Source organism: Quadrisphaera sp. KR29, assembly GCF_052644995.1.
Map to the genome: position 1 here is coordinate 21,063 of NZ_JBQXXG010000002.1, position 21,364 is coordinate 42,426.

At 75.4% G+C, this 21,364-nt stretch carries 18 protein-coding genes; 7 read left to right on the forward strand and 11 right to left on the reverse strand.

Going from position 1 to position 21,364, the window contains the following annotated elements:
• Positions 1 to 84 precede the first annotated feature (84 nt).
• Together pstS and ppk2 are read right to left on the reverse strand one after the other, a co-directional pair.
• Entirely contained in the window at positions 85 to 1,200 is a 1,116-nt protein-coding gene (pstS, locus tag ACUN9U_RS01830; RefSeq protein ID WP_445483224.1) for a phosphate ABC transporter substrate-binding protein PstS, read from the reverse strand.
• A 219-nt stretch (positions 1,201 to 1,419) separates the two neighbouring features.
• Positions 1,420 to 2,400 (reverse strand): polyphosphate kinase 2, encoded by a 981-nt coding sequence (ppk2, locus tag ACUN9U_RS01835; RefSeq protein WP_445483225.1) that lies wholly within the window; start codon positions 2,398 to 2,400, stop codon positions 1,420 to 1,422.
• Positions 2,401 to 2,797: 397 nt separating this feature from the next.
• Here ppk2 and ACUN9U_RS01840 point away from each other — a divergent pair, with 397 nt between their 5' ends.
• The 7 genes from ACUN9U_RS01840 (at position 2,798) to ACUN9U_RS01870 (ending at position 8,871) form a co-directional block, all read left to right on the forward strand.
• Positions 2,798 to 3,931 carry an ABC transporter substrate-binding protein gene (locus ACUN9U_RS01840; RefSeq protein WP_445483226.1) on the forward strand — a complete coding sequence of 378 codons (1,134 nt, stop codon included), beginning with the start codon at positions 2,798 to 2,800 and terminating at the stop codon, positions 3,929 to 3,931.
• A gap of 7 nt (positions 3,932 to 3,938) precedes the next feature.
• Positions 3,939 to 4,832 (forward strand): ABC transporter permease, encoded by an 894-nt coding sequence (locus ACUN9U_RS01845; RefSeq protein WP_445483227.1) that lies wholly within the window; start codon positions 3,939 to 3,941, stop codon positions 4,830 to 4,832.
• Complete coding sequence (locus tag ACUN9U_RS01850) at positions 4,829 to 5,683, forward strand: ABC transporter permease subunit (protein WP_445483228.1); 855 nt, start codon at positions 4,829 to 4,831, stop codon at positions 5,681 to 5,683. The genes ACUN9U_RS01845 and ACUN9U_RS01850 overlap by 4 nt, the downstream gene beginning before the upstream one ends.
• On the forward strand, positions 5,680 to 6,837 hold the full coding sequence (locus tag ACUN9U_RS01855) for an ABC transporter ATP-binding protein (protein WP_445483229.1): 1,158 nt from the start codon (positions 5,680 to 5,682) through the stop codon (positions 6,835 to 6,837). Before ACUN9U_RS01850 ends, ACUN9U_RS01855 begins: the two co-directional genes overlap by 4 nt.
• Positions 6,838 to 6,986: 149 nt before the next feature.
• Entirely contained in the window at positions 6,987 to 8,219 is a 1,233-nt protein-coding gene (locus ACUN9U_RS01860) for an anion permease (protein WP_445483230.1), read from the forward strand.
• Positions 8,220 to 8,243: 24 nt separating this feature from the next.
• Positions 8,244 to 8,543 (forward strand): hypothetical protein, encoded by a 300-nt coding sequence (locus tag ACUN9U_RS01865; protein ID WP_445483231.1) that lies wholly within the window; start codon positions 8,244 to 8,246, stop codon positions 8,541 to 8,543.
• A gap of 13 nt (positions 8,544 to 8,556) precedes the next feature.
• A complete protein-coding gene (locus ACUN9U_RS01870) occupies positions 8,557 to 8,871 on the forward strand; it encodes a DUF3349 domain-containing protein (protein ID WP_445483232.1) in 315 nt (104 codons plus the stop codon).
• Positions 8,872 to 8,886: 15 nt separating this feature from the next.
• Here the strand turns inward: ACUN9U_RS01870 and ACUN9U_RS01875 are convergent, their stop codons facing one another.
• The 9 genes from ACUN9U_RS01875 to mshD all read right to left on the reverse strand — a co-directional run bounded on the left by ACUN9U_RS01875 (position 8,887) and on the right by mshD (position 21,356).
• Positions 8,887 to 9,594, reverse strand: a complete 708-nt coding sequence (locus ACUN9U_RS01875) for a response regulator (RefSeq protein ID WP_445483233.1) — start codon at positions 9,592 to 9,594, stop codon at positions 8,887 to 8,889.
• Positions 9,591 to 12,185, reverse strand: coding sequence for a DUF4118 domain-containing protein (locus ACUN9U_RS01880; RefSeq protein ID WP_445483490.1), 2,595 nt, complete (start codon positions 12,183 to 12,185; stop codon positions 9,591 to 9,593). The genes ACUN9U_RS01875 and ACUN9U_RS01880 overlap by 4 nt, the downstream gene beginning before the upstream one ends.
• Positions 12,186 to 12,239: 54 nt before the next feature.
• Complete coding sequence (kdpC, locus tag ACUN9U_RS01885) at positions 12,240 to 12,830, reverse strand: potassium-transporting ATPase subunit KdpC (protein ID WP_445483234.1); 591 nt, start codon at positions 12,828 to 12,830, stop codon at positions 12,240 to 12,242.
• 11 nt (positions 12,831 to 12,841) lie between these two features.
• On the reverse strand, positions 12,842 to 14,959 hold the full coding sequence (kdpB, locus tag ACUN9U_RS01890; RefSeq protein WP_445483235.1) for a potassium-transporting ATPase subunit KdpB: 2,118 nt from the start codon (positions 14,957 to 14,959) through the stop codon (positions 12,842 to 12,844).
• On the reverse strand, positions 14,956 to 16,629 hold the full coding sequence (kdpA, locus tag ACUN9U_RS01895) for a potassium-transporting ATPase subunit KdpA (protein ID WP_445483236.1): 1,674 nt from the start codon (positions 16,627 to 16,629) through the stop codon (positions 14,956 to 14,958). The genes kdpB and kdpA overlap by 4 nt, the downstream gene beginning before the upstream one ends.
• A complete protein-coding gene (gene kdpF / locus ACUN9U_RS01900) occupies positions 16,629 to 16,718 on the reverse strand; it encodes a K(+)-transporting ATPase subunit F (protein ID WP_445483237.1) in 90 nt (29 codons plus the stop codon). Before kdpF ends, kdpA begins: the two co-directional genes overlap by 1 nt.
• Positions 16,719 to 16,942: 224 nt before the next feature.
• On the reverse strand, positions 16,943 to 18,058 hold the full coding sequence (locus ACUN9U_RS01905; RefSeq protein WP_445483238.1) for an NUDIX hydrolase: 1,116 nt from the start codon (positions 18,056 to 18,058) through the stop codon (positions 16,943 to 16,945).
• A 10-nt stretch (positions 18,059 to 18,068) separates the two neighbouring features.
• Positions 18,069 to 20,414 carry an RNA degradosome polyphosphate kinase gene (locus tag ACUN9U_RS01910; protein ID WP_445483239.1) on the reverse strand — a complete coding sequence of 782 codons (2,346 nt, stop codon included), beginning with the start codon at positions 20,412 to 20,414 and terminating at the stop codon, positions 18,069 to 18,071.
• A 12-nt stretch (positions 20,415 to 20,426) separates the two neighbouring features.
• Positions 20,427 to 21,356, reverse strand: a complete 930-nt coding sequence (gene mshD / locus ACUN9U_RS01915; protein ID WP_445483240.1) for a mycothiol synthase — start codon at positions 21,354 to 21,356, stop codon at positions 20,427 to 20,429.
• Positions 21,357 to 21,364 lie beyond the last annotated feature (8 nt).

The following is a 21,364-nucleotide window of genomic DNA, read 5'->3' on the forward strand; positions in this document are numbered from 1 at the left end:
GGTGAGCCTGACGCACGTCCGGCGCCGGCACCAGACCCCCGCGGGTCCGCGGGGGTCCGGCGCCGGCGCCGGGAGCGCGGGCTGCTACTGGATGAGCTCGAGCGAGGTCGTGATCTGCTGGCGCAGCGTGTCGGAGATGGGGGCGGAGCCCGCGGTCTCCGCGGCGGCCTGCTGGCCCTCCTCGCTGGTGATGTAGGTGAAGTAGCCCTTGACGTTGGCGGCCTCGGCCGGGTCCTCGTAGCTGGTGCACCCGATGAGGTAGCTGACCAGGATGACCGGGTAGGCCTCGCTGTTGGTCGGCGTGCGGTTCACGTCGAGGGCGATGTCGCCCTCGGGGCGGCCGGAGACCGGGGTCGCCTCGTCGAGGGCGGCGGCGGCGGCCTCCGCGGTGGGGCCGACGAAGGCGTCGCCGACCTGGACGAGCACGTGGCTGAGGTCGCCGGCCTGGCTCTCGTCGGCGTAGCCGATGGAGCCCGGGGTCGCGCTGATCGCCGCGACGACGCCGGAGGTGCCCTGCGCGGCCTCCCCGCCCTGGATCGGCCACTCCTGGCCCGGCTCCGCGGTCCAGGCGCCGTTCGAGGCCTTGGACAGGTAGTCGGTGAAGTTGGCCGTGGTGCCCGACTCGTCGGCGCGGTGGACCGGGTTGATCGCCGTCGCGGGCAGGGTCACGCCCTCGTTGGTGGCGGCGATGGCCGGGTCGTTCCAGGTGGTGATCTCGCCGGCGAAGATGCGGGCGATCACGTCGGGGCTGAGCTGCAGGTCGTCGACGCCCTCGAGGTTGTAGGCGATGGCGATCGGGGAGACGTAGTTGGGGATGTCGATCGCGGTGCCGCCGTTGCAGCGCTCCTGCGCCTGCGTGAGCTCGTCGTCCTTGAGGTAGGCGTCGGAGCCGGCGAACTGCACCGCGCCGGAGAGGAACTGGGTGCGGCCGGCGCCGGAGCCCTGGGGGTCGTAGTTGACCTGGAGGTCCGGGCTGGACTCCGTGATGCCGGCGATCCACGCCTGCTGGGCGGCCTGCTGGGCGGAGGAGCCCGCGCCGTTCAGGGTGCCCGACAGGGCCGCGGCCTCGGAGGAGCCCTCCGACGAGCCGGGGGCGGCGGAGGTCTCGCCGCTGGGCTCGTTCGCCGCGCACGACGACAGGCCGAGGGAGAGCACGATGGCCGCGGGGATGGCGGCGCGACCGAGGGTGCTGCGCTTCACGTGAGGTACCTCTCGAAGGCGGGGGATGCGCCGCGGCTGGCTCGTGGCTGCGCGCTGGCGCGATCGGGCGGCTCGGAACCTACGGGCGGCAGGTGAAGCGGTGGCCCGACCCAGGTGAACAGCGGGCCAACACGCAGGTCGCGCGGCACATCACGATCTGGTCACGCGGGCGCGCCGCCCCGGGAGGAGCACCCGAGGCCGCGCACCGGTCACCACCCGTCAGCGCAGCGTGACCGGGCCTGGTCCTCCTGCGGGCCCGTCCTCCCCGGTCTCGAACAGGTCCCGCGCGGGGCCGAGCACCAGCGGGTCGCCCTCCCCGACCAGCGCGGCGTCCTTGCCGTCGTAGTCCAGCCGGCGCAGCACGTGGCGCATCGCCTCCAGGCGGGCGCGCTTCTTGTCGTTGCTCTTGACCACGGTCCACGGCGCGTCGTCGGTGTCGGTGGCCAGGAACATCGCCTCCTTCGCGCGGGTGTAGTCGTCCCAGCGCTCCAGGGAGGCCAGGTCCATGGGCGAGAGCTTCCACTGCCTCACGGGGTCGATCTGGCGGATGGCGAAGCGGGTGCGCTGCTCGGCCTGGGAGACGGAGAACCAGAACTTGACCAGGGTGATGCCCGAGCGGACGAGCATGCGCTCCAGCGCGGGCGCCTGCAGGTAGAACTCCTCGTACTCCTCGCGCGTGCAGAAGCCCATGACGCGCTCCACGCCGGCGCGGTTGTACCAGGACCTGTCGAACAGGGCGATCTCCCCGGCGGCGGGCAGCTGCTGCACGTACCGCTGGAAGTACCACTGGGTCTGCTCGCGCTCGGTGGGCTTCTCCAGGGCCACCACGTGCGTGCCGCGCGGGTTGAGGTGCTCGGTGAAGCGCTTGATGGTGCCTCCCTTGCCGGCCGCGTCGCGGCCCTCGAAGAGCACCACGAGCTTCTCGCCGCGCTCGACCAGCCAGCGCTGCATCTTCAGCAGCTCGATCTGCAGCGCCCGCTTGGTCGCCTCGTACTCCCGGCGCGTCATCCGGGTCGGGTACGGGTAGCCCTCGCGCCAGGTGTCGACCTCGGTCCCGTCGGGGCGCAGCAGCACCGGCTCGCCCTCCGGGTCGACCTCCACCCGCAGGCCGTCGAGGTGCTCGCCCAGCGGTCCGGGGGGTCCCTCCTCGAGGTCGGCGTCGTCCACGTCCAGCCGGTCCACGGCGCCTGGGTCGTCCACCCGACCGACGGTGCCACCGCCGCGGGGGTCGGCGCTCCCCGGGGCGTCCCGGGACGCGGGGGTGCGGGGGCTCGTCGGCGTCATGCAGGGGTCGTACCGCGAGCCGCCTCCCGGGCGGCGAACGGCGGGTGAACAGCGCGGGGCGGAGCGCTCCGGCTGGCTGCGGGTCCCGCGGGCGGGCGGCGACCGGGTGGCGGCGTGACCCGCCGTGCTGCCGTCGTGACCCGGGCGTGACCTGGGCGGCGGGTCGCCGGTCGACATCCCGGTGCGCTCCAGGAGTTCACCGGACGGCCGCCGCGCGGTCGCCCGCCGTCCGCCTGCCGGGCCACCCGCGCGCTCCACCTTTCGCCGGGCGACCCGCACGGGTCGCCACCACGAACCGCTCGGAAGAGGTCCCATGCGCCCGTCCGCCCGCCTGGCAGCCCTGATCGCCGCCGGCGCCCTGATGATCCCGCTGGCCGCCTGCGCCCCGCCCACCTCCGACGCCGGCGCCTCCGCCGCCGCCTCCGGCGGCACCGACTGGTCCACGGTCACCTCCGCCGAGGAGGGCGGCGGCATGGACGCCCTGGTCGAGGCCGCCAAGGCCGAGGGCGAGCTCAACGTCATCGCCCTGCCCCCGGACTGGGCCAACTACGGCGCGATCATCGACGCGTTCGAGCAGGAGTACGGCATCACGGTCAACTCCGACCAGCCCGACGCCGCCAGCCAGGACGAGATCGACACCGCCAAGCGGCTGGCCGGGCAGGACCGCGCTCCTGACGTCTTCGACCTCGGCCAGTCCGTGGCCCTGGCCAACACCGACATGTACGCCCCGTACCAGGTGTCCACCTGGGACGACATCCCGGAGGCCAACAAGGAGGCCACGGGCCTGTGGGTCAACGACTACGGCGGCTACATGTCCATCGGCTACGACTCCTCGAAGGTGCCCGCGCCGACCACCGTGCAGGACCTGCTCAAGCCCGAGTACCGGGGCGCGGTCGCGCTCAACGGCGACCCGACCTCGGCGGGCGCGGCCTTCAGCGGCGTGGTGATGGCCTCCCTCGGCAACGGCGGCAGCGCCGACGACCTCGCCCCCGGCGTGGAGTTCTTCAAGGAGCTCAAGGCCGCCGGCAACTTCCTGCCCGTCGACCCGACCGCCGCGACCATCACCTCCGGCCAGACCCCCGTCGTCATCGACTGGGACTACCTCAACGCGGCCGTCACCTCGCAGCTGCCCACCTGGGAGGTCGTGGTGCCGGAGGGCGCCGTCACCTCGCAGTACTACAACCAGGCCATCAACAAGGACGCCCCGCACCCGGCGGCCGCGCGCCTGTGGCAGGAGTTCCTCTACTCCGACACCGGGCAGAACCTCTGGCTGGCCGGTGGCGCCCGTCCGGTGCGCGAGCAGGCCATGGTCGAGGCCGGGACCATCGACCAGGCCGAGTACGCCAAGCTCCCGCCCGTCTCCGGCGAGCCGGTCCAGCTGACCCAGGAGCAGACCGACGCCGGCGCCCAGCAGCTGGCCAGCACGTGGGCCGCCGCGGTCTCGTGACCGACCAGTGACCACGCCCCCCGCAGGTGCGCCCGGGCGGCGGGGGCGGCGGCTCGGCAGCGAGCTGACCGCCTCCGCCGGTCTCCTGCCCTTCGCCGCCCTCGTCGTGCTCTTCCTCGTCGTCCCGCTCGCCGTGGTGGCCGTCGGGGCGCTGACCGACGCCCAGGGCCGCCCGAGCCTCGGAGGGCTCGCCGCCTTCGGCGACCCGGTGGTGGTCTCGGCCTTCGCCCGCAGCTTCCAGCTCTCGGCGCTCACCGCGGTCCTGGGCGCCGTCCTGGGCGCGGCCGTGGCCGCCGTCGTGGCGGCCTCCCCGGCCACCTCGGTGCTGCGCCGCGTGGTGGTCGCCGCGTGCGGGGTGCTCTCGCAGTTCGCCGGGGTGCCGCTGGCCTTCGCCCTCATCGCCACGATCGGGCTGTCCGGGGTCCTCACCGGGCTGCTGCGCGACGCGGGCGTGGACATCTACGCCGGCGGCGTGTGGCTCTTCGAGATGCCCGGGCTGGTGCTGGCCTACACCTTCTTCCAGGTCCCGCTCATGGTCATCGTCTTCCTGCCCGCCCTCGACGGCGTGCGCTCCACCTGGCGCGAGGCCAGCCTCACCCTGGGCGGCACCGCCTGGCAGCACTGGCGGCTCGTCTCGGTGCCCGTCCTGGCACCGGCCTTCACCGGGTCGCTGCTGCTGCTGTTCGCCAACGCCATGTCCGCCTACGCCACCGCGGCCGCGCTGGTGAGCCAGGGCTCCTCGATCGTGCCGCTGCAGATCCGCCGCGCCCTGTCCAGCGACGTGCTCATCGGCCAGCAGGACCTCGCCAGCACCCTGGCGCTCGGCATGGTGGTGGTGGTCGCCCTGGTCATGGGCGCCCAGGCGGCCGTGCAGCGCCGCACCGCGCGGTGGACCCGGTGAGCGCCGCGACCCCGGCCGGCGCCGGAGCGCGCGGCTGGCCCGCGCGGCTGGTGCGCTGGGCGGTGCTCGGCGTCGCGGCGGTGGTGGCGGTCGTGCCGCTGCTGGCCATGGCCGACTTCAGCACCCGGACGCCCACCGCGGGCCGCACCGGGCAGGCGTGGGCCTCCCTGGTCACCGACCCCGACCTGTCGGCGTCGATCCTGGTGTCGCTGGAGCTGGCCGTGCTCACGGCCGCGCTGGTGCTCGTCCTGCTGCTGCCGACCATGCTGCTCGTCGCGCTGCGCCTGCCCTGGGCCCGCCGCCCGCTGGAGCTGGTCTGCCTGCTCCCGCTGGCCGTGCCCGCCGTCGTCATCGTCGTCGGGGTGGCCCCGGTCTACGCGTGGGTGGTCTACCTGCTCGGCAGCTCCCCGCTGACGCTCGCCTTCGCCTACGCCGTCCTGGCGCTGCCGTACGCCCACCGGGCGCTGGACGCGGGCCTGGGGGGCATCGACCTGCGCACGCTCGTCGAGGCCTCCCGCAGCCTCGGCGCGCGCTGGACCGACGTCGTCCTCAAGGTCGTGCTGCCCAACCTCGGCGGAGCCGTCGCGAGCACGGTGGTGCTCGTCGTCGCCGTCGTGCTCGGGGAGTTCACCGTCGCCTCGCTGCTCGGGTACGACACCCTGCCCGTGGTCATCAACCTCGTCGGCAAGCGCGACGCCGGCCTGTCCGTGGCGGCGTCGCTGGCCTCCCTGCTGCTCGCCTTCGTCCTGCTGCTCGCCCTGTCGCTGCTGCCCTCCCTGCGCCGCCGGCGCCGGGACGGAGCCGCGCAGGCCGCCACCGTCGTCGCCCCCGTCCCCGGAGCCCGCCCGTGACCACCACCTCGCCCCGCCCTCCCAGCAGCACCGGTGCCTCCTCGGGCACCCCGGGCGGTGGGCCGACCGACCGCGGCGACCGCACCGACCGCGCCGTCGGGGTGAGGCTGGAGGGGCTGCAGCGCCGCTTCGGCGACGTCGCCGCCCTCGACGGCCTCGACCTTGAGCTCGAGCCCGGTGAGCTGGTGGCGCTGCTGGGCCCCTCGGGCTGCGGCAAGACCACCGCCCTGCGCGTGCTGGCCGGCCTGGAGCGGGCCGACGCCGGGCGGGTGCTCGTGGGGGGTCGCGACCTCGCGCGGGTGCCCGCCCACCGGCGCGACATGGGCGTGGTCTTCCAGGCCTACAGCCTGCTGCCGCACCTGGACGCCCTCGACAACGTGGCGTTCGGCCTGCGCCTGCGCGGCGTGGGCACCGCCGAGCGGCGCCGCCGCGCGATGGAGGCCCTCGAGCTGGTGGGGCTGAGCGCGCAGGCCCACCGCTTCGCCCCGCAGATGTCCGGCGGCCAGCAGCAGCGCGTGGCCCTGGCCCGGGCCCTGGCCGTCGAGCCGCAGGTGCTGCTGCTCGACGAGCCGTTCTCCGCGCTCGACGCCAAGGTCCGCGAGCAGCTGCGCGAGGAGGTGCGCCGCATCCAGACCCAGGTCGGCACCACCACCCTGCTGGTCACCCACGACCAGGAGGAGGCGCTGTCGGTCGCCGACCGGGTCGGCGTGGTCCGCGCCGGCCGCCTGGAGCAGCTGGCCAGCCCCCAGGAGCTCTACCGCCGACCGGCCACCGCCTTCGTCGCGGAGTTCGTCGGCCAGGTCAACCGCGTGCCCTGCCGGGTGGTCGGGAGCGGGCAGGACGCCCGCGCGCAGGTCCTCGGCGCGCTCCTGCCGCTGCTGCCCGGCTCCGCCTCCGACGGCACCACCGCCCTGCTGCGCCCCGAGGACGTCAGCCTGGAGCTCGCCGGCGCCGCGCCCGCGCCCGGCCTGCCGGCCGGGCTGCCGGGGACGGTGGTCGAGGTGGTCTTCCTCGGCGCCGCCAGCCGCGCCGCGGTGCGCCTGGACGGGGGCGGCGACCCCGTGCTCGTCCACCTCACCGGCCGCTCGGCGGCCGCCGACGTCGGCGCCCGGGTGCTCGTCAGGACGGCGGAGGTGCCCGTCCTCGTGCGCTGAGCCGAGCAGTGCACGGCTCCACGGCGGGTCAAGGGCGGGTCGAACACCGTCACGGCGCGCCGACGCGCCGGTGAACCCTGGGAGAACCCTCCACGCCCTCGGCGAACGGGGCTGGCGCTGCCGGGGAGCGGGCAGGAGATTGGTTGCCCGTGACCACCGCCACCGTCATCCTGGTGCTGCTGGTCGTGGTAGCCCTCTCGTTCGACTTCACCAACGGCTTCCACGACACCGCCAACGCCATGGCGACCTCCATCGCCACCGGCGCGCTGAAGCCGAAGACGGCCGTGCTGCTGTCCGGCGTCCTCAACCTCGTCGGCGCTTTCCTCTCGGTGGAGGTGGCGCTCACCGTGACCAACGCCGTGGTCAGGATCCAGAACGGTGACGGCACGCCAGCGGCCGGGCTGACCGGTGACGGCGGCACCGCCCTGCTCGTCATCGTGCTGGCGGGCCTGGCCGGCGCCATCGTCTGGAACCTCCTGACGTGGCTGCTCAGCCTGCCGTCCAGCTCCACCCACGCCCTCTTCGGCGGCCTGCTCGGCGCGACAGTCGCCGGCCTGGGCTGGGGCGGGGTCAACTGGGCCGGGGACGGGGAGGAGATCGACGGGCTCGTCCCCAAGGTCGTCGTGCCGGCGCTGGCCTCGCCGGTCATCGCGGTCCTCGTCGCGGGCCTGGCCACCTGGCTGGTCTACCGGATCACCGCGGGCGTCGCGGCGCGGTACACCGAGAGCGGCTTCCGCTGGGGCCAGATCGGCTCCGCCTCGCTGGTCTCCCTGGCGCACGGGACGAACGACGCCCAGAAGACCATGGGCGTGATCACGCTGGGCCTCATCGCGACCGGCCACTGGACCGACACCGAGAACATCCCGTTCTGGGTCAAGGCGGCCTGCGCCCTCGCCATCGCGCTGGGCACCTACCTGGGCGGCTGGCGCATCATCCGCACCCTCGGCAAGGGGCTGGTCGAGATCGCCCCGCCGCAGGGGCTGTCGGCTGAGAGCTCCTCGGCCGCGGTCATCCTCGTCTCCAGCCACCTGGGCCTGCCGCTGTCGACCACCCACGTCACCACCGGCTCCGTGCTGGGCACCGGCCTGGGCCGGCCCGGGGCCACGGTCCGCTGGCGGGTCGCGGGCCGCATGGTCATCGCCTGGGTGATCACCATCCCGGCCGCCGCCGTCGTCGGGGCGACCCTGTGGTTCCTCGCCGACCTCCTGGGGGGCGCGCTCCTCGGGGCCGTCGCCGTCGTCGTGGTGCTCGCGGCCGCGGCGGGCGCCATGTACCACCGGTCGCGCCAGGCGCCGGTGCACGCCGACAACGTCAACGACGACTGGCACGACGGCGGTCCGCGGGCGGGCTCGTCCGCCCGCAGCGCCGCCGTGTCCGCCTGAACCGCGCAGCGGAGGAGCACACCCGTGTCGCACGTCTGGGAGCTCGAGGCCACCGCCCTGGGCCAGATCGCCCTCGCCGCCGTCGTGCTGGGCGCGGGCCTGCCGGCGCTGTTCGCCCTCGGGATCCGCGCCTCCGCGTGGGGCCGGGGCGGCGCCGCCGAGGCGAGCGGCGCCCCCGCGCACCCCGGCGGCCGCGCGCTGAGCGCGGTGGTCTTCGCCGTCGTCGTCCTCGTGGCGCTGCTGGGCCTGGCCTTCATCGTCGCCTCGGGCTCCGGCTACGCCCTCAGCTTCGAGCACGTCTACCCCACGATCGTCGAGAAGTGAGGCGGAGCAGGCCGTGAGCACCGAGGCCCCGCAGGGCGGCGCCATCGCCAAGGTGGTGGGCTGGCTGCGCGCCGGCTACCCCGCGGGCGTCCCGCACGGCGACTACGTGGCCCTGCTCGGGCTGCTGCGCCGCACGCTCACCGACACCGAGGTGCGCGCCATCGCGGCGGAGCTGGCGGGGCTCGCGCGCCAGGGCGAGGTCATCACCACCGCCGACGTGGAGCGCCTCATCGGCAGCGCCACCCTCGACGAGGCCGCCCCCTCCGACGTGGCGCGCGTCTCCGCGCACCTCGCCGCGGGCGGCTGGCCGCTGGCCGACGCCCCCTGATCTCGCGATGCCGGGTCAGGGCACCAGGCGGTAGCCGACCCCCGGCTCGGTGAGCAGGTGCCGCGGGGCCGAGGGGTCGGCCTCGAGCTTGCGGCGCAGCTGCGCCACGTACACCCGCAGGTAGTGCGCCTCCGCGGCCTCGGAGCCCAGGTGGGGTCCGCGCAGGGCCACGAGCAGCTCCCGGCGCCCCACCACCCGGCCCGCGGAACGGGCCAGCTCGGCCAGCAGCTGCCACTCCGTCGGCGTCAGCCGCACCGGCTCGCCGTCCCCGGCGTCCGCGTCCCTCAGCAGCACCCGGCGGCGCGGCAGGTCCACGGTGAAGCGCGCCGTCTCGACCACTGGGTCGGGCACCGGCCCGGCCGCCTCACCGCGCCGCACCGCGGCCCGCAGCCGCGCGAGCAGCTCATCCACGGCGAAGGGCTTGGTCACGTAGTCGTCGGCGCCGGCGTCGAGGGCCTCGACCTTCTCGGAGCTGTCGTGCCGCGCCGACAGCACGACGACGGGCACCGCGCTCCAGCCGCGCAGGGCGCGCAGCACGTCCAGACCGTCCAGGTCGGGCAGGCCCAGGTCCAGGACGACGACGTCGGGCCGCCGCGTGGCGGCGGCGTCCAGCGCCGCAGCACCGGTGCGGGCGACGTCGACGTCGTAGCGCTTGGCGCGCAGGGTGATCGCGAGGGCCCGTGCGAGGGCCGGCTCGTCCTCGACCACCAGCACGCGCGTCACGCGGGCACCTCCCGCGTGCTCGGAGGGCCGGCGGGCACCCGGGCGGCCACCGGCAGGGAGAAGACCACCGTCAGCCCCCCGCCGGGGGTGTCGTCGGCCTCCACGGTGCCGCCGCTGGCCTCCACCAGCCCCCGCGCCACCGCGAGTCCCAGGCCCACCCCGAGCGTCCCGGGGGCGTCCCCCAGGCGCTGGAAGGCCGAGAAGGCCGCGGCCTTGCGGTCGTCGGGGATGCCCGGGCCGCGGTCCACGACGCGCACCACGACGCGCCGCCCGCCGTCGTCCACCACCCCGGCGGTCACCTCCACCGGCCGCCCGGGAGCGTGCGGGACGGCGTGCCGCAGGGCGTTCTCCACGACGTTGCCCAGCGCCCGCTCCAGGAGGCCGGCGTCGGCGTCGACCAGCGGCAGGTCCTCCGGGACGTCGAGGACCACCCCGGCGGCCTGCTCGGGGGCCAGCCCCGCCAGCGCCCGCGGCACCACCTCGTCCAGGGCCACCGCCTCCCGGCGCGCCCGCACCGCGCCGGCGTCCAGGCGGCTCATGTCCAGCAGGTTGTCGACCAGCGCCTGCAGCCTGTCGGCGGAGGTCTCCACGTCGGCCAGCAGCACCTCCCGGTCGGCGGGGTCCAGCTCCGCCCCGAAGGCGCGCAGCGTGGAGGCCGACGCCTTGACGCTGGCCAGCGGGGTCCGCAGGTCGTGGGAGACGGCGGCCAGCAGCGCGGTGCGGGTGGCGGTGCGCTCCTCCTCCCGGCGGGCGGTGCGGGCGGCCTCGCGGAGCCGGTCCCGCTCGAGCAGCGAGCCCGCCTGGGCGGCGACCGCCGTCAGCACCCGCAGGTCCGAGGCCGACAGCGGCGCGCCGCACAGCGCGATGCTCAGGTGCTCGTCGACCGGCAGCGACGCGTCGGCGGCCTCGGGGGAGACCGGCGGGGGGCAGCCCGTGGACGCGAGCACGCGCCACCCGTCGTCGGCGGCGCCCGGGGCGTCCCGGGTGCGCTCCAGCAGCGCGGCGCCCCGCAGCCCGAACGTCTCGACCAGCCGGTCCAGCAGCGCCGGGACGGCCTGCGCGCCGCGCAGCACGCTGCCGGCCAGGGTGGCCAGGACGTCGGCCTCGGCGCGGGCGCGGGCGGCCTCCCGGGCGCGCCGGGCCGCGGTGTCGACCACCGCCGCCACGGCCGCTCCCACGCTGACCAGCACGAGCAGCGCGACGGCGTTGGCCGGCTCGGCGATGGTGAGCGTCCGGTACGGCGGGGTGAAGAACCAGTTGGCCAGCAGTCCCGACAGCAGGGCGGCGAGCAGGGCGGGCCACATGCCGCCCACCAGCGCCACGCCCACCACGAGGGCCAGGAAGAGCAGCAGCTCGCTGGGCAGCTCGTGGTTGACGCGGGTCAGGTGCAGCAGCCAGGTCAGGGCGGCGGGCCCGGCCACCGACAGCGCCCAGCCCGCGGCGCGGCGCCGGGCCGGCAGCGCGGGGACCGCTGACCGCGCCCCCGCGCGTCCGCGCCGCCCCGCGGCGGCCTCGTGGGTGACGACGTGCACGTCGATGTCGCCCGAGCCGTCGATGACGCGCTGGCCCACCCCCGGGGACAGCGCCGCGGCCAGGCGACCGCGCCGGCTGGTCCCGACCACCACGTGCGTGGCGTTGACGCCGCGGGCGAAGTCGAGGATGGCGGTGGCGACGTCCTCGCCCACCACCGAGTGCCAGCTGCCGCCCAGGCTCTCCGCCAGCAGCCGCTGGCGGGCCAGGGCGTCGGGCGCGGCGCCGGTCAGGCCGTCCGAGCGCGAGACGTGCAGCGCCAGCAGCTCCCCGCCCGCGGCGCGCTGGGTGACCCGCGCCGCGCGGCGCACGAGGGCATCCCCCTCGGGGCCACCGGTCAGGGCCACCACCACCCGCTCGCGGGCGCCCCACGGCGCGTCGATGCCCTGCTCGGCGCGGTACAGCGCCAGCGCGGCGTCCACGCGGTCGGCCGTCCACAGCAGCGCCAGCTCGCGCAGCGCGGTGAGGTTGCCCACCCGGAAGTAGTTCGACAGCGCGGCGTCGACGCGCTCGGCGGCGTAGACGTTGCCGTGCGCGAGCCGGCGGCGCAGCGCCTGCGGGCTCATGTCCACCAGCTCGACGGCGTCCGCGGAGCGCACCACGTCGTCAGGCACCGTCTCGCGCTGGCGGACCCCGGTGATCTGCGCGACGACGTCGTTGAGGGACTCCAGGTGCTGCACGTTCACCGTGGTCGTCACGTCGATGCCGGCGGCCAGCAGCTCCTCGACGTCCTGCCACCGCTTGGCGTGGCGCGACCCCGGCGCGTTGGTGTGGGCCAGCTCGTCGACCAGGGCGTGCCGCGGGGTCCGGGCCAGCACGGCGTCGACGTCCATCTCCTCCAGCACCGTGCCGGGGGAGGCCGGGTGCGCGAGCCTGCGGCGCGGGACATGCTCCAGGCCCTCGGCGGCCGCGGCGGTGTGGGCGCGCCCGTGGGTCTCGACGACGGCGACGACCACGTCCTGCCCGCGCTCGGCGCGCCGGCGGCCCTCCCCGAGCATCGCGACGGTCTTGCCGACGCCCGGGGCGGCGCCGAGGTAGACCCTCAGCCTGCCGCGCCTCACGCCCTCCACCCGCTGATCCTCTCCCCTGCGCCGACCGCCACCGCGCGCGCGGCCTCAGGCGTCGCCCAGGCGGGCCAGGGCGGCGTTGAGGGTGACGACGTCCACGGTGGGCTCCCCGATGACGCCGAGGTCGCGACCACCGGTGCTCTCGGCGACCAGCTGCTCCACCTGCGCCACCGGCAGGCCGCGCTCGCGGGCGACGCGGGCCACCTGCAGCTGGGCGTAGGCGGGCGAGATGTCGGGGTCCAGGCCGGAGCCGGAGGCGGTGACCGCGTCAGCGGGCACGGCTGCCGGGGCCACGCCCTCGCGGGCGGCGATCGCGGCGCGGCGCTGCTCGGTGCTGGCGACCAGCTCGGGGCTGTTCGGCCCGAGGTTGGAGGCGCCGGAGGACTGCGGGTCGTAGCCGTCACCGGCGGCGGACGGCCGCGGCTGGAACCAGCCCGGGCCGTCGAAGGCCTGGCCGATGAGCGCGGATCCAGCCGGGCGACCGTCCACCTCGATCATCGATCCGTCGGCCCGCCCGGGCACCAGGCGTCCGACACCCAGCAGGACGGCGGGGTAGACCACCCCCACCACCAGGGTGAGGGCCAGCAGCAGGCGCAGGCCGGCGACGGACTGGCGGGACAGGTCGATCACGCGGGACACGGCGGTGCTCCTCAGAAACCGGGGATGAGCGAGACGAGCAGGTCGATGGCCTTGATGCCGAGGAAGGGCACCACCACCCCACCCAGCCCGTAGAGCAGGACGTTGCGCCGCAGCAGGGCGCTGGCGCTGGAGGGCCGGTAGCGCACGCCGCGCAGGGCCAGCGGGATGAGCGCCACGATGACGAGGGCGTTGAAGACGACCGCCGAGAGGATCGCGGACTGCGGGCTCGACAGCCCCATGACGTCGAGGCGGCCCAGGGCGGGGTAGATGCCCGCGAACATCGCCGGGACGATGGCGAAGTACTTCGCGACGTCGTTGGCGATGGAGAACGTGGTCAGCGCGCCGCGGGTGATGAGCAGCTGCTTGCCGATCGCCACCACCTCGATGAGCTTGGTGGGGTCGGAGTCGAGGTCGACCATGTTGCCGGCCTCCTTGGCCGCCGACGTGCCGCTGTTCATGGCCACGCCGACGTCCGCCTGCGCCAGCGCCGGGGCGTCGTTGGTGCCGTCGCCGGTCATCGCCACGAGCCGGCCGCCTGCCTGCTCGCGCTGGATGAGCGCGAGCTTGTCCTCGGGGGTCGCCTCGGCGAGCACGTCGTCGACGCCCGCCTCCGCGGCGATGGCCTGCGCGGTGAGCCGGTTGTCTCCGGTGACCATCACCGTGCGGATGCCCATCTCGCGCAGCTGCGCGAAGCGCGCGGCCATGCCGGGCTTGACGACGTCCTTGAGGTGGATGACGCCGAGCACCCGGGCCGGGGCCTCTCCGACGCGCTCGGCGACGACGAGGGGGGTGCCGCCCGACTGCGAGATGCCGTCGACCAGGTCGGCCAGGGCATCTGGAACCTGCCCGCCCTGGTCACGGACCCAGGCCGTCACGGCGCTCGCGGCGCCCTTGCGCAGCACCCGGCCCCCGGGCAGGTCGACACCGCTCATGCGGGTCTGGGCGGTGAACTCCACGAACTCCGCGCCCGCAGGCTCCTCCTCGGAGCCGTCCCGGGAGGCGTCGACCAGCTCGACCACGGAGCGCCCCTCGGGCGTCTCGTCGGCCAGGCTCGACAGGCGGGCGGCGTCGGCGAGGGCACCGGGCTCCACGCCGTCCAGGTGGACCAGCGCGGTGGCCCGCCGGTTGCCGAGGGTGATGGTGCCGGTCTTGTCGAGCAGCAGCACGCCCACGTCACCGGCGGCCTCGACGGCGCGGCCGGACATGGCGAGCACGTTGCGCTGGACGAGGCGGTCCATGCCGGCGATGCCGATGGCGGACAGCAGCGCGCCGATGGTGGTCGGGACGAGGCAGACCAGCAGGGCCACGAGGACGGGGATGCTCTGCGCCTGGCCCGAGTAGGCCGCCAGCGGCTGGAGCGTGACCACGGCCAGCAGGAAGACCAGCGTCAGCGAGCTGAGCAGCAGGTCGAGGGCGATCTCGTTGGGGGTCTTCTGGCGGGCCGAGCCCTCGACCAGGGCGATCATCCTGTCGATGAAGGTGCTGCCGGGCTCGGCGGTGATCTCCACGACGATCCGGTCGGACAGCACGCGCGTGCCGCCGGTGACGGCCGACCTGTCGCCGCCCGCCTCGCGGATGACGGGGGCGGACTCGCCGGTGATGGCCGACTCGTCGACGCTCGCGACGCCCTCGACGACGTCGCCGTCACCGGGGATGACCTCGCCGGCCCCGACGACGACGAGGTCGCCCCGGCGCAGGGCGGTCGCCGCCACGGCCTCCTCGGCACCGGTGGCCCGGTCGAGGAGCTTGCGCGCGGTGGTCTCGCTGCGGGTGCGGCGCAGCGTCTCGGCCTGGGCCTTGCCGCGCCCCTCGGCGACCGCCTCCGCCAGGCCGGCGAAGACGACCGTGGCCCACAGCCACAGCGTGACCAGCCACGTGAACAGGCTCGGGTCGACGACGGCGTACACCGTGGTCAGCGCCGAGCCGATCCACACGACGAACACCACCGGGCTCTTGACCTGGTGGCGCGGGTCGAGCTTGCGCAGCGCCGCGGGCAGGGAGGAGACCAGCGAGCGGGCGTCGAAGGCGCCGGCGGCGGGGCGGGCGCCCCCGTGGCCGTCCCGCTGGCGGTCGTGGGGCGCGGGGGAGGTGCGGTCGAGGACGGCGCTGTCGGAGGACGGGGTGCTCATGAGAGGGCCTCAGCGATCGGTGCGAGGGCGAGCGCGGGGAAGTACGTCAGACCGGCGACCACGAGGACGACGACGGTGACCAGGCTCGCGAACAGGGGGGTGTGGGTGGGCAGCGTGCCCGCGGTGACCGGGACCGGCGCCTGCGCGGCGAGGCGGCCCGCCAGGGCGAGGACGAGGAGCATCGGGACGAACCTGCCGAACGCCATGCACAGGCCCAGGGCGGTGTTCTGGTAGTCGGTGCCGGCGCCGAAGCCGGCGAAGGCCGACCCGTTGTTGTTGGACGCCGAGGCGTAGGCGTACAGCACCTCGGACAGGCCGTGGGCGCCGGAGTCCTGCAGGGAGGCCTCGCGCAGCGAGGGGATCCCGGCGGTGAGCGCGGCGCCCACGAGCAGCAGGGTCGGCGTGGCGAGCACGTACAGGGCCACGAGCGTCACCTCGCCGCGCCCGACCTTCTTGCCGAGCAGCTCGGGAGTGCGGCCCACCATGAGGCCTGCGAGGAAGACGGCGATGACCGCGAGCACGAGCAGGCCGTACAGACCTGAGCCGACGCCTCCGGGCGAGACCTCGCCGAGCATCATGGTCAGGAGCACCACGCCGCCGCCGGCGGCGGTGTAGGAGTCGTGGAAGCTGTTCACCGCGCCCGTCGAGGTGGCCGTGGTCGAGGCGGCGAAGAGGCCGGACAGCACCTCCCCGAAGCGGACCTCCTTGCCTTCCATCGCAGCCCCGGCAGCCTGCGGCGCGGCGCCGGAGCCGGCGACCTCGGCCCACACGGTGAGGGTCACCGAGGCCAGCCACAGCGCACCCATGACGCCGAGGACGGCCAGGCCGTGGCGCCGGTCACCGACGAGGCGCCCGAAGGTGCGCGGCAGGGAGAAGGGGATGGCGAGCAGGAGGAAGACCTGGAAGAGGCTCACCCACGCCGTCGGCCCCTCGAAGGGGTGGGCGGAGTTGGCGTTGAAGAAGCCGCCGCCGTTGGTGCCGAGCTCCTTGATGGCCTCCTGGGAGGCGATCGGACCGCCGGTGATGGTCTGGGTGCCTCCGGCGACCGTCGTGACGGCGGTGGGACCGGACAGGTCCTGCACGACGCCGCCGAGGAGCATCACGACGGCGGCCACGAGCGCCAGGGGCAGCAGGATCCTCACGCAGGTCCGGACCAGGTCGACCCAGAAGCTGCCGATGCGGTCGCTGCGGTTGCGGGTGAACCCGCGCACCAGGGCCACCGCCACCGCCATGCCCACGGCGGCGGAGGTGAAGTTCTGCACCGCCAGGCCCGCGGCCTGCACGAGGTGGCCCATGGTCTGCTCGCCCGAGTACGACTGCCAGTTCGTGTTGGTGACGAAGCTGACGGCCGTGTTCCAGGCGGTGGCGGGGGCCACGCCCGGGAAGCCCAGCGACAGCGGCAGCCAGGCCTGCAGCCGCTGGAAGGCGTACAGGAAGAGCACGGAGACGACGGAGAAGCCGAGCACGGCGCGGGCGTAGACCGGCCACCGCTGCTCGGCGTCGGGGTCGACGCCGGCCGCGCGGTACAGCAGGCGCTCGACGCGCAGGTGGCGCGCGGAGGTGTAGACGCGGGCCATGTGGTCGCCCAGGGGGGCGTGCACCACCGCGAGGGCGGCGACGAGGACCGCGATGGTCAGGAACCCGGCTGCGGAGTCGGACAGGCCGCCCATCAGAAGCGCTCCGGGTCGAGCAGCGCGGTCAGCAGGTAGCCGGCCAGGGCGAGCACGAGGAGCAGCAGCCACACGCTGGCGGCGCTCACCGCTGCCGCCCCAGGCGCTCGAGGCCGCTGACGAGCAGGGCCAGGACGGCGAAGACCACGACGGTCAGCGCGACGAAGGCGAGATCAGGCACGGGAGCCATCCACCCACCGCCGGCGTGGGAGGCACGCGGGTCCTGACGGTCTCCTGACGGGCTTCCGAGCGTCCCTGACGGCTTCCGGACGGGCCCTGTGCGCCGACCGGCGGACTGCCCCCGTCGGCCCGGTCAGCCGGCGGGGACGGGGTGCCGCTCCACCGCCACCACGAGCCCGGTGCTGCGCGCGACGTGCGCGACGAGCACCTCGCCGGGGCTGAGGTAGGGGTCGTGCTGCGGGACCGTGCCGGCCACGTCGTCGGCGGCGTGCTCGGCGAGCTCGCCGAACACCGTCGAGAGCACCGGGCGGTGGGTGCACAGCAGCACGGGGCGCTGCTTGCCGAGCAGCTTGCGCACGAGCTTGGCCGTCTTGTCGGGGTCCCGGCGGTGGCCGTCCTCGGTGAGCCGGCCCCGCGTCTTCAGCCTGGCGCCGGTGGCCTCGAGGTAGGGCGCCACCGTGTCGGCGCAGCGCCGCCAGGGGCTGCTGACGACCCGGTGGGGCTGCCAGGCGGTGAGCAGCTCGGGCAGCCTCTGCGCCTGCCGCCGGCCGGGGGCCGCGAGCGGCCGCTCGTCGTCGCTGCGGCCCCACGCCGTCTTCGGGTGGGCGTGGCCGTGGCGCACCACCACCAGCGGCCAGGTGTCCAGCGCACCGGCGCGGTCGGCGCCGAGCAGCGCGCGCAGCTGGACCCTGTCACCGCGACGGGTGAGGCGGGCGTCGGCCTCGTCGGGCGTCACCCACTCGGTGCGGTCGACCTCCGCCGGGCGCGGGGGGAGCGGGTGGTGGTCGCCGGGCACGTGGGCGGCCCAGTACGACACCTCCTTGGTCGCGTCAGCGCCCAGCGCGTAGCGGGCGCTGGGCAGGGCGCGCCCGAGGCGGATGTTCAGACCCGTCTCCTCGGCCACCTCGCGGACCGCCGCCGCGGGCGGCGGCTCGGCGCCCTCGAGCTTGCCCTTGGGCCAGGACCAGTCCCGGTAGCGCGGGCGGTGCACCAGCAGCAGCCTCAGGCCGCCGTCCGGGGCGCGGTGCCAGCACAGGGCGCCGGCCGCGCGGACCAGGGGCAGGGGCGGCTGGTGCCCGGTCGGCTCGGAGCCGTCACGCGGCTCGCGGACGTGCTGGTGCTCGGCGCCGCCGTGCGCGACGCGCGCCGCTGAGCGCGCGTGCTGCACGGCGGCGGGCACCGCCGAGGGCAGCGCGTCGAGCCGGTCGGGCTGCTCCGGCTGGCCGGCCGCAGCGCCGTGGGGAGCCATCGCGGCCCCCTCAACGCCGGCGGGTGCGGCGGCTGGTGCGCGCGGCGATGAGGAACTCCTGCAGGTCGAGCAGGGGCTCGCCGTCGGCGTCGACCGCCGCGCGCTGCCAGTGGCCGTCCGGGCCGAGGTGCCAGCTGGCCGTCCCGGCGTCGGAGGCGAGGTCGACCAGGTCGACCAGGGCGCGCTGGTGCTCGACGTCGCGGATGCGCACCAGCGCCTCGACGCGGCGGTCGAGGTTGCGGTGCATCATGTCGGCGCTGCCGATGTACACCTCGGCCTCACCGCCGGCCTCGAAGGCGAAGATGCGGCTGTGCTCGAGGAAGCGCCCGAGCACCGACCGCACCCGGATGGTCTCCGACAGCCCCGGCACGCCGGGGCGCAGCGCGCAGATCCCGCGGACGACGACGTCGACGGGCACCCCCGCCTGCGAAGCGCGGTAGAGGGCGTCGATGACGGCCTCGTCGACCATCGAGTTGACCTTGATGCGGATGTGGGCCGGACGGCCGGCGCGGTGGTGCTCGGCCTCGCGCTCGATGCGCTGGACCAGCCCGCGCCGCAGCGACCGCGGCGCGACGAGCAGCCGCGAGTAGCGCGTGCGCGGGGCGAAGCCCGACAGCTGGTTGAACAGCTTGGTGAGGTCCTCGCCCACCTCGTCGTCGCAGGTCAGGAGCCCCAGGTCCTCGTAGAGGCGCGCCGTCTTGGGGTTGTAGTTGCCGGTGCCGACGTGGCAGTAGCGCCGCAGCCGGTCACCCTCCTGCCGCACGACGAGGCAGAGCTTGGAGTGGGTCTTGAGGCCGACGATGCCGTAGACGACGTGCACGCCGGCCTGCTCGAGCTTGCGGGCCCACGTGATGTTGTTCTGCTCGTCGAAGCGCGCCTTGATCTCCACCAGGGCCAGCACCTGCTTGCCCGCGTCGGCGGCGTCGATGAGCGCGTCGACGATGGGTGAGTCACCCGAGGTGCGGTACAGCGTCTGCTTGATGGCCAGCACCTTGGGGTCGGCCGCGGCCTGCTCCAGGAAGGCCTGCACCGACGTGGAGAACGAGTCGTAGGGGTGGTGCAGCAGGACGTCGCGCGAGCGGACCGCGGTGAAGATGCTGCGCGGCTGGCTCGACTCGCGCCCGTCCGTGAGGTGGCGGTGGGTCTTGGGCACGAAGGTGGGGTAGCTCAGCTCGTGCCGCTCCAGGTCGGCGACGGCGTTCAGCCCGCGCAGGTCGAGCGGACCGGGCAGCACGTAGGTCTCGGCGTCGTCCACGCCGAGCTCGCGCACGAGCAGCTCGCGGACGTGGTCGTCGGCCTCCTCGGTGATCTCCAGGCGGACCGGGGGGCCGAAGCGGCGGCGCAGCAGCTCCTTCTCCAGGGCCTGCAGGAGGTTCTCAGCGTCGTCCTCCTCCACCTCCAGGTCCTCGTTGCGGGTGACCCGGAAGGTGTGGTGGGCCACCACGTCCATGCCGGGGAACAGCTGGTCCAGGTGCTCGGCGATGACCACCTCCAGCGGCACGAAGCGCGCCGCGCGCGAGGGGGAGCCCCCCTTGCCCTGCTGCTCCACGCGCACCAGGCGGGGCAGCAGCGGCGGCACCTTGACGCGGGCGAAGTGCTCCTTCTCCGTGGTCGGGTTGCGCACCACCACAGCCAGGTTCAGCGACAGCCCGGAGATGTAGGGGAACGGGTGCGCCGGGTCCACCGCGAGCGGCGTGAGCACCGGGAAGACCGAGTCGCGGAAGAACTCGTGCAGGCGGTCCTGCTCGGAGCCCTCCAGCTCCTCCCAGGCGACGATCCTGATGCCCTCCTCGGCCAGCGACGGGCGCACCTGCTCGGTGAAGGCGCGCGCGTGCCGCTCGACCAGCTCGTGCGCGCGCTCGCTGATGGCCGCGAGCACCTCGCGCGGCTCGAGCCCGCTGGCGGCGGTCACCGCCAGGCCGGCGGCGATGCGCCGCTTGAGGCCCGCCACGCGCACCATGAAGAACTCGTCCAGGTTGCTGGCGAAGATCGCCAGGAACCTGGTCCGCTCGAGCAGGGGGACGGCGGGGTCCTCGGCGAGCTCCAGCACGCGCTCGTTGAAGGCCAGCCAGCTGAGCTCGCGGTCGAGGAAGCGGTCCTGCGGCAGCGGCTCGGGCTCCTCGGACTCGACGACCTCCTCGACGGCCCCGGTGCGCTCCTCGACGTCGTCCTCGGCCGCGAGGTGCTCGGAGAGCACCGCCTCGAGGTCGCTGGCCGCGTCCGCGGGGCCGGAGCCGGCGCCGCCCTGCGGGGCCGCGCCGGCCACCGCTGCGGGCTGCTCGCCGTCGCTCACCGCCGCTGCTCCGGGTGAGGGCGCGAGCCCGGGCGCGGGCTGCTCGCTCGTCGTGCTCGCCATGGGCCCATCCTCTCAGCCCGCCCCCGGGCCTGCGGTGCCGCGCTGGTAGAGCACGTCGGCCGTGTCGAGCTCGAAGCCCAGCCGCTCGTACAGCCGCAGCGCCGCGGCGTTGTCGGCCTCGACGTACAGCTCGGCCGAGGAGCACCCGGCGGCGTCGAGGTGGTGCAACCCGGCCAGCACGACGGCGCGGCCCAGCCCCCGGCCCTGCGCGGCGGGGTCCACGGCCACGACGTACACCTCGCCGGCCCCGCCCTCGACCTTGGTCCAGTGGGAGGCGAGCAGCCGCCCGTGCTGGGCGTCCAGGGCCAGCAGCAGCCCCGCCGGGTCGAACCACGGCTCCGCCTGGCGCGCGGCGAGGTCGGCGGCGGTCCAGCGGCCCTGCTCGGGGTGGTCGGCGAAGGCTCGGGCGTTCAGCTCCAGCCACGCGGCCTCGTCGCGCCCCACCTCGAAGGCGCGCACGGCGACGTCGTCGGGGAGCTCCAGCGGCGGCAGCGGTGCCGCGGTCCCCAGCGGGCGGCGCCGGTGCTGCAGCTCGCGCACGGCGCGGTAGCCGCGGCGGCGCGCCAGGGCTGCGGCCGCCGGCGCGCCCCCGTGCGCCCACACGGCCAGCGGCTCCGTCCCGGCGAGCCGCTCCAGGTGCTCCGCCAGCAGGGACCCGAGCCCACGGCCGCGCTCGGCCGGGTCCACCAGCAGCTCGGCCCCGCCCTCGCGGGGGAACTGGGCGTAGCCGACGACCGCGCCGCCGGACCCGGCCAGCAGCAGGTGGCGGGCGGACCCGGCGGGCGCGCGCAGCGCCAGGAGCGAGGCCTCCGACAGCGGGTGCCCCCCGTCAGCGGCAGCGGCGCGCGAGACCAGGGCCTCCACCGCGCCGGCCTGCTCGTCGGTGAGGTCGGGCAGGGAGCTCGGGGGCCCCTCCCCCGGAGCGCGGGCGGTGTCGGGCACCCCCGCAG